We start from the raw sequence: 12,424 nt of genomic DNA on the forward strand, positions 1-12,424 counted from the left end.
TTTCAGCCCCTACTCATGGCATTTAGTTTCAGAAAATTGAGCAAACGTTTTTTCATCATCGCCAACCTGTTGGTGAGTATGCTCTTTTTGCTGGCCTGTCTGCAGCCATGGCTTAATCCGGAATCGTTTTGGCTCATTAGTTTTCTCAGCCTCACCATCCCCTACCTCTGCATTTTGTTGCTGTTGTTTGTTGTGTTTTGGTTTTTTTTCAAAATCAAATTCACCCTTATTTCCATCATCACTTTGCTGCTAGGCTGGCAGCAACTGAGTGTGCTGGTAGCTACGCACAACCCCGATTTTAGCAAACGCAAACCATCGAGTACCAATCAGCTCCGCATTTTTACCTGGAATGTAAAAGCCATGAAAGGCAACGGGGCACAAGACCCCAAAACCCTGCGGGAAACCACCCGCAACATGTATGCCCTCATCAAGGCCTACCGGGCCGATGTGGTATGCTTTCAGGAGTTTGGCCAGTTTGACAAACCCCACGAAGGGCACGACAATATTCAATGGATGAAGGAACTGGGGTTCCCCTACTATGTGATGTCGAAAGATTACTCACGGGTGGCATGGAAGTACACCAGCGGTGTGGCTATTTTTTCCCGATATCCTATCGTGTTCAAAAAGCGGGTGCCTTTTACGTCTAGTCCCGAAAGCTTGTTGTTTGCCGACATTGCCTGGAAAAAAGATACCATTCGCATTTTTACGTCGCACCTGCAATCGTACAAACTGCTGGGCAACGATTTTGCGCATTTGGAACAAGCGGCAGGCAACAACAGTGAGCAACTCGTAGAAGCATCGAGCAATATTTTTCAGAAAATGAAACGTGCCTTCCGCAACCGCGGTGCACAAGCCGATCAGATTCGGCCCATACTCGACAGCAGCCATTACCCCGCCATTTTTTGTGGCGATGTAAATGATGTGCCGGGCAGCTACGCTTACTGGCAGCTACGCGGCAGCAACTGGCAAGATGCGTTTTTGAAAAAAGGATTTGGCATTGGCCGCACTTACATGGGTTTGGTACCTACGCTACGCATCGACTACATTTTTGCCAACCCCAAATGGGAAGTAACGCAATGCGCCACTGTGCCCTCCAACTACAGCGATCACCTGCCTGTGGTGGCCGACCTGCAGCTGCTGAAATAAATTTTCACGTTTACCTTACCCCATCATCACGTATTTGCTCAATGCTTATTCGTAACATTGCCCTGCAAATGAATACCGCCATTTACCATACCTGTTGTTGTTGCTGTTAATCAGCACTTCTTACTTTTTGCTTCGGCATCTTTGCAACCCCATTCATTTGTATTCCTAATTTTCTTTTGATATGTCTGATACTGCTGCATCGCAACTGCATGTGTACAATAGCTACACCCGCTCTAAAGAACCGTTTCAATCGATTACCCCCGGCCACGTAGGTATGTATGTATGCGGCCCCACCGTAAGTGGCGAAAGCCACTTGGGCCATGCCCGCCCCTACGTCACCTTTGATGTGCTGTACCGCTACCTCACCCACCTGGGCTACAAAGTGCGGTACGTACGAAACGTAACCGATGCCGGCCACTTTGAAGAAGAAGGCCGTCAGGCAGAAGATAAAATTGCCAGCAAGGCTGTGCTCGAAAAATTGGAGCCCATGGAGCTGGTAACCAAGTACACCAACTTGTTTCGCTGGGCCATGAAGCAGTTCAATAACGTAGAACCAAGCATTGAGCCCACCGCCACCGGCCACATTGTGGAGCAAATAGAAATGATTAAGAAAATCATGGCCGAAGGCTATGCCTACGAGAAAAACGGCAGCGTGTATTTTGATGTAAAAAAATACGCCAATGACTTTAAAGACAGCAACCCCTACGGCAAGCTGAGCGGCCGTGTGCTGGACGATATGCTGGAAACCACCCGTGAGCTGGATGGCCAGGAAGAGAAACGCGACAAGGCCGACTTTGCTCTTTGGAAAAAAGCACCGCCAGAGCACATCATGCGCTGGGCCAGCCCCTGGGGCGAAGGTTTTCCCGGCTGGCACATTGAGTGCTCGGCCATGAGCAGCAAGTACCTGGGCGAAGAGTTCGACATCCATGGCGGCGGCATGGACCTGCAGTTTCCGCACCACGAAAGTGAGATTGCCCAAAGCAGCATTTGCCACCACGGCAAGCTGATGGCCCGCTACTGGCTGCACAACAACATGATTACCATCAATGGCAAAAAGATGGGCAAGAGCTACAACAACGTGATTAAACTGACCGAACTTTTCAGCGGCCATCACCCCTTGCTGGAGCAGGCCTACCATCCCATGACCATTCGTTTCTTCATTTTGCAGAGCCACTACCGCAGCACACTGGACTTTGGCAATGAAGCACTACAAGGTTCCGAAAAAGCCTTGAAGCGACTATGGGAAGCCTACGAAAACCTGCAGAAACTGGATGCCGCCAAGTTTGGCAGCAGTGCCGGTGATGCACAGCTGGATGCTAAAGTGAACAAGCTGGTGACGGAGTTTGCCGAGTTCATGAACGACGACCTGAATAGCGCCAAAGTAATCGCCAATATGTTTGAACTGGCGCCCATCATCAACGGCATCAAAGGCGGACAAATTGCTACCACGGCGTTGAGTGCTGCTACGCTTACCCAATTGCAATTGCAAATGAAAGTGTGGCTCGAAGACATTTTCGGACTGCAAAGCCCTTCGGCTGCAGGGGCTGCAGATGATGGCAAACTGGGCGGCGTGATGGATGTGCTCATTCAGCTGCGCAAAGAAGCCAAGGCCCGCAAAGACTACCAAACCAGCGATGCCATCCGCAACCAGCTGATGACCTTGGGTATTCAGCTGAAAGATGAAAAAGACGGCACCGTTAGTTGGAGCATGTAAATACTTTGTTTTAAGTAATACCAACAGCCTTCACATGATGTGAAGGCTGTTTTTTTTAGTCGAAAAATCTGTGCATCTGTGGCCAGAATTGTTTTACGCCACGAATTCACAGATTGAAAAGGCACTCTTTTATCCAATAATCTGTGTATCTGCGGCTATCATTTTATACCGCCCTTTCAGGGCTTTGTTTGTTTTGTGTTTCCTTACTACCAAGGGCTACACCCTTAGCTTAAAGTATTCCGCCCCTTTGGGGCTTTTATCGTCGATCAGCAAATCGTCTGTGGATTAGAACATTGTTTTATCCCAATCAAAATCCGTGTTCCTCCGTTCCTATCCTGCAAATCCTCGTCCAACTGTTACATAAAAAAATCCGTGCATCAGCGGCTATCCATCTATTGCCATAGAGTAACCAATGCTCACAGGCCGGGAGGCCTGCGAGAGAAAAATCAGCGCAAATCCGTTCCCATCCTGCCAATCTGCGTCCCATCAAAAAATGAGCTGTTCCAAGTCATGTTTTTATGCAGGGCTTTAACGGAATTTGGCAACGCCAACAAGGCATTTGGCATAGGTTTGTGCCAACTATTTTTAAACCTACTTGAGTATGAAAAAACTGTTTGTAGCCATTGGCTTGCTATTGAGCATGACGGCCATGGCCGACGAGGGCATGTGGCTGCCCTACCTGCTGGGTCAGCAGAAATATGCTGAAATGAAAGCCAAAGGATTGAAGCTGACACCCGAACAATTGTACAGCATCAATAAAAGCTCGTTGAAAGATGCCATCATCATTTTTGGTGGCGGTTGCACTGGCGAAATCGTAAGTGCCGAAGGATTGATTTTTACCAACCACCACTGCGGCTACGGCGCTATTGCCAGTGTCAGCAGCATGCAAAACAACTACCTGAGGGATGGCTTTTATGCCAAAACAAAAGCCGACGAAATTCCTTCTGCCGGACTGAGTGTACAGTTTTTGGTACGCATTGATGATGTAACCAAACAAGTACTCGACAGCATGAAAGGCCTGAGCTGGAAAGACTGGGAAGCCAAAAAGGCCGGCGTATTTGATGCCATTGCCAAAGCCGCTACTGCCGGCACTCACTACGAAGCGAGAGTGTATGGCATGTTTAAAGACAACCAGTTTATCATGTACACCTACGAACGTTTCAAAGACGTACGACTGGTAGGCACACCACCCGAAAGTGTAGGCAAGTTTGGTGGCGATACCGACAACTGGGAGTGGCCCCGCCACACCGGCGACTTCAGCATCTTCCGTGTGTATGCCGGTAAAGATGGCAAGCCCGCCGACTTCAGCACCGAAAACGTACCGCTGAAACCCAAGCACTTTTTACCCATCAGCCTTAAGGGTGTAAAAGAAGGAGACTTCAGCATGATTTTCGGTTATCCCGGCAGCACCAACCGTTTCGAAACTTCGTATGGCATACAACTGGCTACCGATGTCAAAAATCCGGCCTTCGTATACATGCGTGACATCCGGTTGAAAGCCATGTTTGAAGAAATGAAAAAAGATGCGGCGGTGAAATTGCAACTCGCCAGCAACTTTGCCAGCCTGGCCAACTACTGGAAGTTTTATGATGGCGAAACCAAGCAACTGCTGAAGTACGATGTGTACGCCACCAAGAAAAAACAAGAAGATGCATTGCAGGCATGGATTACCAAAAACAACAAAGCGGAGTATGCCAGCATTTTCAGCAACTATGAAAAAGCCTACGCGGCCTGGTTGCCCTATGCCAAGCAAAAAGAATACTATGAACAAGGCATTACCGGTCCTTCCGTTATCAAATTTGCCAACCGCTTAGAAGCGGTAGAACGCTTCCTCACCAAGGGTGGCGGCGATGCTAAAAAAGCACTGGCCGAACTTAGCAATGCACGTGCTGCATTGCTGAAAGACCTGAACAAACCCAGCGAACAGCAAATGCTTTGGCAGCTGGTAAAGGCGTTCAACAAAGACATAGTGCCCGACCAGCAACCCGTGATGTTTTACAACCTCATGAAGCAAGGCTTTGGCAGCCTGAATGATGACAACACGTACAAAATGTGGGCAGCGGCAGCGTTTGCCAACAGCCTCATTCTCGATGATCAAAAGTGGACCACGTTTGTGGGCAACCCCGATGCCGGTTCGCTGCAAAATGACCCATTGTATTATACCGCCAAATCTTTCCGCGAAAACTGGAACAAGTACAAACCACAACTCGATGCATTCAACAACGCCAATGCAGAGCTGGGCCACCTGTACCTGAAAGCCTACCGCGAAGCCAACGCTACCAAAGTGATGTACCCCGATGCCAACTTTAGCATGCGTACTTCATTTGGCAATGTAAAATCGTACAAGCCCCGAGATGGCGTGAAGTATGATTTTGTAACCACCAGCAGCGGCTTACTGGAAAAATACAAGCCCGGCGATTATGAGTTTGATTTGCCCGCTAAGCAAATTGAATTGCTGAAAAAGAAAGACTTTGGTCCCTATGCCGACCCCGTTCGCAAAGACCTGGTGATTGGTTTTATTACCACCGACGACATTACCGGTGGCAACAGCGGCTCACCTGTTATCAATGGCAATGGCGAACTCATTGGCCTGGCATTTGATGGCAACTACGAAGCCCTCAGCCACAAAATCAATTTCGACAAAGACCTCTGCCGCACCATTTGCGTAGACATTCGCTACGTGCTGTGGTGTGTAGATAAACTGGGTGGTGCCAGCAACATCATCAAAGAATTGAAGCTGGTGAAATAAATGGTGGGTGGTTGTTGGTGCTTGATAACCAACGCTCCCCTCACTCCAAACTCCTATTGGAGGTGCAACAATAGCCCACGGTTTAAACCGTGGGCTATTGCATTACGACAATTACGTGAAACTGTTTCGCTCCTCGTCCCCGACTCCTGTCGGGGATGCACTGGTCATTCGACTACAGTCAATACAACTGCCAGATAAAATCTGACAACCACTGAATCCTCGTCCCGAGATGAGGACTATCAAAACAAACAGGCCGCAGGAAAATCATGCAGCCTGTTGAGTATCGTAATTGTATTTATGCATGCGGAGGTTTGGGGCCACTTCCGCCAGGCTTGGGTCGGAAACCACCGGGCTTGCCGCCGCCAGGTTTACCGCCGGGCCGGCCACCACCGCCTTGCGGCCTGCCTTTACCATCTCCCCGGAAGGGCTTTTTGCCGCCGCCACCACGGCCACCGCCAAAGCCGCCTTCACGGCGTTCAAACGGTTTCCATTCGGGTGCCAGGCCAAGGTCGCTGGGCAAGGGCAACTTGGGCACTTCTTTCTCCAGCAGTTTTTCAATGCCGGCAAACTTGCGCTGGTCTCTGGGGTTCACCAAGGTAAAGGCAGTGCCATCTCTTTCGGCACGGGCAGTACGGCCAATGCGGTGTACATAGTCTTCCCCATCATGCGGTACATCGTAGTTAATCACCAAATCAATGATGTCGATATCAATACCGCGGCTCATGATATCGGTAGCTACGAGTATTTTAATTTTTTCGTTGCGGTAGTCGAGCAGTACGTGTTCACGTTCCTGCTGTTCCAGGTCGCTGTGTATTTCGGCTACTTTCAGGTGTGCTTTCTTCAGGTCGAAGGTGAGGCGTTTTACACTCTCTTTACTACTGCAAAACACAATGGCCAACCGGTACGGCGTGGTGCGCAACAAGAGTGTTACCAGTTTTATTTTTTGCTCATCATACACTATAAACGCACCCTGCTTTATTTTTTCCGGCGGCTTGCTGATGGCAATGTTGATTTCTGCCGGGTCATGCAAAATCTTCTTGGCCAGGTCGCGGATTTTGGGCGGCATGGTCGCACTAAACAGCAGGTTTTGCCGCTCTTTGGGCAGGTAGTTGATGATGCGGAGGATATCGCCGTGGAAACCCATGTCGAGCATGCGGTCGGCTTCATCGAGCACCAGGTATTTGAGGCCGTGCAGTTTTACATAACCCATGTTGAGGTGGGCAATCATGCGGCCGGGCGTACAAATAATGATGTCGGCACCAGTGCTGAGGGCTTTTTTTTCCTGGCTAAACAAATCGCCATCGCCACCACCATACACGGGTATGCCGCCAATGTCGGTAAAGTAGCTCATGCCTTCCAGCGCCTGGCTGATTTGTACTGCCAGCTCACGGGTGGGCACAATCACCAAACAGTTTACGGAGTGGTGGTCTCGTGGCTCGGTGAGGAGTTTGTGAATGATGGGCAACAGAAAGGCGGCGGTTTTGCCCGTGCCGGTTTGGGCACTGGCTATCAGGTCGCGGCCTTCCATAATGAGCGGTATTACCTGCTCTTGCACCGGCGTGGCGTTTTGGTAGCCCATCGACTCGATGCTTTCTTGTAACCGGGGATCGAAATTAAATGCGGAGAATGTCAAGGGAAATTGATGTGTTTTTTTCAGCACAAAAATGTGCCGGTTCTTGTGTTCTTATATCAAAAAAGGAAGCTACACTATTTGGGTGTAGCTTCTTTACTTATTCTACATGATGAGAGTTCTTTGTTAAACAGTCAGGCAAACCTTTCAACTTACCAAACCACAAACCCACTACCCCAAAATCTCCCAGGTTTCATTGCCACGGAGCAGCTTCGCCAGGTTGCCTTTGCCTTTTTTAGCTACGGCTTCTTCCAGTTGCATGGCCATTACGTCTTCGTAGCAGGGGCGGTCGGTTTGGTAAAACACGCCAAACGGACGAGGCAGGTGGCCCGGTGTACGGGGGTCATCAAACAAACGCACCAGTATTTGTGCTTTGAAAATATCGTGCTCGTCGTGTACCCACAGGTCGTCGGCCGTAAAGCCTTCGCCCAGTGTTACCACTTCTGGTGTAAAGCCGTTCAGGCGAACACCCTTATTTTTTTCCGCACCAAAAATCATGGGCTGGCCGTGTTCCAAAAACAGCACTTCGTCCGCCTTGGTGCCTTTCTCTGTAAATATTTCAAAAGCACCATCGTTGAAGATGTTGCAGTTCTGATAGATTTCTACAAAGCTGGTACCCTTATGGCCATGAGCACGTTTCAGTGTTTCCTGCAGGTGCTTGGGGTCGCGGTCCATGCTGCGGGCAATAAACGTCGCATCGGCACCCATGGCCAGCGCCAGTGGGTTAAACGGATGATCGATACTGCCCATGGGCGTACTCTTCGTAATCTTATTGGTTTCAGATGTAGGTGAGTATTGGCCCTTCGTCAAACCATAAATCTGGTTGTTGAACACCATCAGGTTTACGTCGAGGTTTCTGCGCAGCAGGTGAATGGTGTGGTTGCCACCAATACTCATGCTGTCACCATCGCCACTCACAATCCACACACTCAGCTCGGGGCGGCTGGCTTTGAGGCCACTCGCTATGGCAGTAGCACGGCCATGAATGCTGTGCATGCCAAACGTGTTCATGTAATACGGAAAACGGCTGCTGCAACCAATGCCGCTAATGATGGCAATGTTTTCCTTCGGAATACCCAGGTCGGGCATCACCCGCTGTACCTGTGCCAATATGCTGTAATCGCCGCAACCGGGGCACCAGCGTACTTCCTGGTCGGTTGCAAAATCTTTTGCGGTAAGCTTGGGGGCTGTTGCCACATCTGTACTCATGCTCAAACAATCATTTTAAGTATTCCTGCGAATTTACCGGTTTCACACATTCCATAGTGTGACAAAAAGCAGGCCGGCTGGCGTGGGCCTCATTTTTGGCCCGGCTTTTTTACGAAAACGTTGCCAACCAGTTTATGCAGTCTCCTGTGCCTGCAGCTCTTCCCAATACTCAGCTGCCCGGCGGGTATGGGGTATCACTATGGTGCCACCCACAATATTGGCCACGGCAAATATTTCATACATCTCTGCTGTGTTCACACCCAGCTCATGGCATTTGCCCAAGTGGTATTTAATGCAATCATCGCAGCGCAGCACCATACTGGCTACGAGGCCCATCATTTCTTTGGTTTTGGTGCTGAGGGCACCTTCGGCATAGGTGTTGGTGTCCAGGTTCCACAGGCGTTTAATCACCAGATTATCCTTGCTCAAAATCACCTCGTTCATGCGGGTCCGGTAGTCGTTGAATTCTTGTATCAGGTTGCTCATAAAATTTGCTAATTTGAAAATGGAACAATTTGACAATAACATGTCGCTGTAAGCAGCGGAGCGAAATTAGGGGCTGTGTGCGTATGTGCACGGCTCAGCCGTAGTTCGGGCTGTCACTGCTACTCCTCGCCCTTGCTGCGCTGCGGCCTGCGGGGTATCCGCTCCATCCCGCAGCCCTTCGGCTTTGTGCTACTATCAACAAACATCCGGCTGCACAGTTCACCGGCATTTGCCGTCAAACAATCTTGGCATATCCTTACATTTCATGTTCAAAATTTATTCTTCATGACATCCATTCGCTTGCTTCTGATTTGTGTTTTACTGGCTGCATCCCAACTGCCCGCCGCTGCCCAAAGCAACCTCATTCAGCTCACCGATATGCTGAAAATAAAACAACCCGGTAGTGTAGATGTAAGTGCCGACGGTAGCAAAGTGGTGTACACCGTTACCAGCATTGTACCCGACGAAAAAAACAAGTGGGAGTACAATTACCAAACGCAAATCTGGCTGCAACAGCTCGATGGCAAAAGCCAGCCCCGCCAGCTCACCACCGCCAAAGAAGGGGCCAGTGCTCCCAGCCTCAGCCCCGATGGACAAACCCTCGCCTTCGTTCGGGTAGCCGATATGAAACCACAAATCTTTTTGCTGTCATTGAGTGGTGGTGGCGAGCCGGTGCAGCTTACCCGCATGACCAACGGCGCCGGCAACCCACAGTGGAGCCCCGATGGCAAACACATCTTGTTTTACAGCAGCTACAGCCCGCAAGACATTGTGAAAGACAGCCTGCTCAATCCCGGAAAAAAACTGCCTACTTGGAGCCTCGAAAAACCGGGCTTTGCCGGCAATGAGCAACTGCTGCCTTCTAACGCAGCCCTCAACCCCGATGGCTCCATAGCCGAAGTGCGTGCATGGCTGGAGCAAAACGAAAAAGACAACAAAGCGAAAGTCATCAGCAAGCTCAACTTTCAGCAGGAAAGCAGCACTTCTTCCGCCATCAGTATCGCCCATGCATTTGTGATAGATGCCATACCCGGTGCAGTAGCCCAAAACATCAGCGCTGGTTTCATGAGTGTGAGCAATGTGCAGTTTATAGGCAACAGCGGCGATGTATTGCTCGAAGCGGCCTTCAACCCCGAGCTGCACCCCGACAGGGTACAACAGGAAACAGCTATCTATCGAAAGTATGCCGGCAGCAATGTGTATCAAATGCTGCTCGGTGCTGCAGACAGCGGCTTCGGCGGCAGCAGTCTATCGCCCAACGGCACCTGGCTGGCCTACAGCTATGGCAAAACCAGTTTTGTAAGCCAACGCAAACTGGCCATTGCCAAAACAGGTGATTTGAGTAAACGCATCAGCATTCCTTTCGATAGAAACATTAGCCAAATAGATTGGACCGCTGATGAGCAGTACCTCTATTTTACCAGCCAGAGCAATGGTGGTGTGGTGCTGTATCGCCTGCACATCGCCAGCAAAAAACTGGAGCAACTCACCAGCTTCAACGAAGGCATAGGCAGCTTTGAAGAAGAAGCGGGCAAACTCGTGTTTTTAAAAACAGACATCAGCAATCCGTTTGAGTTATACCAGGCAGATGCTGTGGCCAAAAACCAACAACGCCTCAGTTCCTTCAATCACGATTGGGTATCGAAGAAAACATTGAGCATACCGGAAAAGCGCAGTTTCAAAAATGAAAAAGGATTGGAAGTAGAATACTGGGTGATGAAGCCTGCCAACTGGGAGCCGGGCAAAAAATATCCCACCATTCTGGAAATACACGGTGGTCCTACTGCTATGTGGGGCCCCGGCGAAAACAGCATGTGGCATGAGTTTCAATACTACTGTGCCAAAGGCTATGGTGTGGTGTACAGCAACCCCCGCGGCAGTGGTGGTTATGGCGAGGCATTTATGCAAGCCAACATCAACGACTGGGGCAATGGCCCTATGAACGATGTGCTCACTGCCCTCGACAAATCGGCCAAAGAATTTTCTTGGATAGATACCAGTAAACTGGCCGTAACCGGAGGCAGCTATGCCGGCTACCTCATTGGCTACATGCTGGGCCACGACCAGCGTTTTAAAGCCGCCTGTGCTCAAAGGGGTGTGTATGACCTGCGTACGTTTTTTGGAGAAGGTAACGCATGGCGATTGGTGCCGAATTATTTTGGCGGCTACCCTTGGCAAAAAGCCACCTACGATGTGTTGGAAAGAGAGTCGCCTATCAACTATGTACACAATGTAACCACGCCACTCATCATCTTCCATGGAGAGAATGATTTGCGGACGGGCGTTATTCAAAGCGAACAGTTTTACAAGAGCCTGAAAGTGCTGGGCCGCACGGTAGAATATGTACGCCACCCCGGTGCCACCCACGAAATCACCCGCAGCGGCAACAACCGCCAGCGCATGGATCAAATGCTACGCACCTGGGAGTTTTTTGAGCGGTTTATCAAGCATTGATAATTCAGTTCATCAATATCAAAGAAGGGAATAACATCAAGCGTTATTCCCTTCTTTTTTTACCTACTGCATTGTTCCTTTCTCAATCAATCGCCACCGCATGCTGTTGCTTGGCGGGTTGGGTGGATATGGTGGTGGGCAAACTTTCTAAAATGGTTTGACGCAAAATATCCAGCAGCCTTTCCTTCACAAAGTGGCGGTACGTTACCAGGCTTATTTCCCGCACCGGTGCTGGTGGTTTAAAAAACCGGATGCAATCCAGTTCGGCTTCGGGCATGTCTTGCAGGGCCAGCTCGGGTATAATGGTGCTGCCTTCGTTGATGGCCACCAGCTTCTTCAACGTTTCAATACTACCCGCTTCATAATCGAGTTGAAAACCTTCGTGTTCCTGCTTTTTCAGTTCGCACAAGTTGAGGGCCTGGTTACGCAGGCAATGGCCCTCTTCCAGCAGCCACAGTTTGTTCACATCAATATCGCTGGCCAGTACATATTTCTTTTTCATGAGCTTACTGCCCGGCGAAGCATACACCACAAACTGCTCGTAAAACAAAGGTTGCTCATTCAGCGTGGGCCGCTTGAGCGGTGTCGCCAGTATAGCCGCATCCAGCTGTTGGCTTTCCAATTGCTTGATGATGAGCTCGGTATTCATTTCCGAAATGTGCAGCTTCACCTGCGGGTATTGCGCCAAAAAACGGGGCAAAAACAATGGCAGTAAAAAGGGGGCCAACGTAGGAATAATGGCCATGCGCAAATCGCCGCTGAGCTGGCCTTTTTGCTGCTGTACCACTTGCTCCAGTTGCTTCGCTTCTTTGAGCACAATGCGGGCCTGATCAATAATGGCTTTGCCTACATCGGTAGGAATAACGGGCACCTTGCTGCGGTCAAAAATTTTCACACCCAGCTCTTCTTCCAGCTTTTTAATCATCATGCTGAGTGTAGCCTGCGTTACAAAACAGCTATCGGCTGCTTTTACAAAATGCCGGTGTGTATCTACGGCTACAATGTATTCGAGTTGCTGCAGGTTCATGCGTGGTTG

Annotated in this window: 8 protein-coding genes; 4 read left to right on the forward strand and 4 right to left on the reverse strand. The window is 49.8% G+C overall.

What is annotated here, in order from left to right:
- The first annotated feature begins 15 nt into the window (after window positions 1-15).
- The 3 genes from V7Q13_RS15675 (at window position 16) to V7Q13_RS15685 (ending at window position 5,609) form a co-directional block, all read left to right on the forward strand.
- The gene (locus tag V7Q13_RS15675; RefSeq protein WP_333801613.1) at window positions 16-1,146 is read left to right on the forward strand and encodes an endonuclease/exonuclease/phosphatase family protein; all 1,131 of its coding nucleotides are present in this window, start codon (window positions 16-18) and stop codon (window positions 1,144-1,146) included.
- A 181-nt stretch (window positions 1,147-1,327) separates the two neighbouring features.
- A complete protein-coding gene (cysS, locus tag V7Q13_RS15680; RefSeq protein ID WP_333801614.1) occupies window positions 1,328-2,860 on the forward strand; it encodes a cysteine--tRNA ligase in 1,533 nt (510 codons plus the stop codon).
- A gap of 601 nt (window positions 2,861-3,461) precedes the next feature.
- Window positions 3,462-5,609 (forward strand): S46 family peptidase, encoded by a 2,148-nt coding sequence (locus tag V7Q13_RS15685; protein ID WP_333801615.1) that lies wholly within the window; start codon window positions 3,462-3,464, stop codon window positions 5,607-5,609.
- 295 nt (window positions 5,610-5,904) lie between these two features.
- Here the strand turns inward: V7Q13_RS15685 and V7Q13_RS15690 are convergent, their stop codons facing one another.
- From V7Q13_RS15690 to V7Q13_RS15700, 3 genes are all read right to left on the reverse strand, one after another.
- Window positions 5,905-7,242 carry a DEAD/DEAH box helicase gene (locus V7Q13_RS15690; protein ID WP_333801616.1) on the reverse strand — a complete coding sequence of 446 codons (1,338 nt, stop codon included), beginning with the start codon at window positions 7,240-7,242 and terminating at the stop codon, window positions 5,905-5,907.
- A 168-nt stretch (window positions 7,243-7,410) separates the two neighbouring features.
- The gene (locus tag V7Q13_RS15695; protein WP_333801617.1) at window positions 7,411-8,448 is read right to left on the reverse strand and encodes a 2-oxoacid:ferredoxin oxidoreductase subunit beta; all 1,038 of its coding nucleotides are present in this window, start codon (window positions 8,446-8,448) and stop codon (window positions 7,411-7,413) included.
- A gap of 132 nt (window positions 8,449-8,580) precedes the next feature.
- Window positions 8,581-8,934, reverse strand: coding sequence for a carboxymuconolactone decarboxylase family protein (locus tag V7Q13_RS15700; RefSeq protein ID WP_333801618.1), 354 nt, complete (start codon window positions 8,932-8,934; stop codon window positions 8,581-8,583).
- Window positions 8,935-9,219: 285 nt separating this feature from the next.
- On the opposite strand from V7Q13_RS15700, the gene V7Q13_RS15705 reads away from it, so the two are divergent.
- Entirely contained in the window at window positions 9,220-11,388 is a 2,169-nt protein-coding gene (locus V7Q13_RS15705; protein ID WP_333801619.1) for a S9 family peptidase, read from the forward strand.
- Between the two features lie 82 nt (window positions 11,389-11,470).
- Here V7Q13_RS15705 and V7Q13_RS15710 read toward each other — a convergent pair whose 3' ends face one another.
- On the reverse strand, window positions 11,471-12,415 hold the full coding sequence (locus V7Q13_RS15710) for a LysR substrate-binding domain-containing protein (RefSeq protein WP_333801620.1): 945 nt from the start codon (window positions 12,413-12,415) through the stop codon (window positions 11,471-11,473).
- Window positions 12,416-12,424 lie beyond the last annotated feature (9 nt).

The sequence above is a fragment of the Phnomibacter sp. genome, assembly GCF_036803085.1.
GTDB lineage: Bacteria > Bacteroidota > Bacteroidia > Chitinophagales > Chitinophagaceae > Phnomibacter.

Excerpts from the sequence above, each read along its gene's own strand:
- V7Q13_RS15675 (WP_333801613.1), top strand. The coding sequence starts at position 16 with ATGGCATTTAGTTTCAGAAAATTGAGCAAACGTTTTTTCATCATCGCC.
- cysS (WP_333801614.1), top strand. The coding sequence starts at position 1,328 with ATGTCTGATACTGCTGCATCGCAACTGCATGTGTACAATAGCTACACC.
- V7Q13_RS15685 (WP_333801615.1), top strand. The coding sequence starts at position 3,462 with ATGAAAAAACTGTTTGTAGCCATTGGCTTGCTATTGAGCATGACGGCC.
- V7Q13_RS15695 (WP_333801617.1), bottom strand. The coding sequence starts at position 8,448 with ATGAGTACAGATGTGGCAACAGCCCCCAAGCTTACCGCAAAAGATTTT.
- V7Q13_RS15700 (WP_333801618.1), bottom strand. The coding sequence starts at position 8,934 with ATGAGCAACCTGATACAAGAATTCAACGACTACCGGACCCGCATGAAC.
- V7Q13_RS15705 (WP_333801619.1), top strand. The coding sequence starts at position 9,220 with ATGACATCCATTCGCTTGCTTCTGATTTGTGTTTTACTGGCTGCATCC.
- V7Q13_RS15710 (WP_333801620.1), bottom strand. The coding sequence starts at position 12,415 with ATGAACCTGCAGCAACTCGAATACATTGTAGCCGTAGATACACACCGG.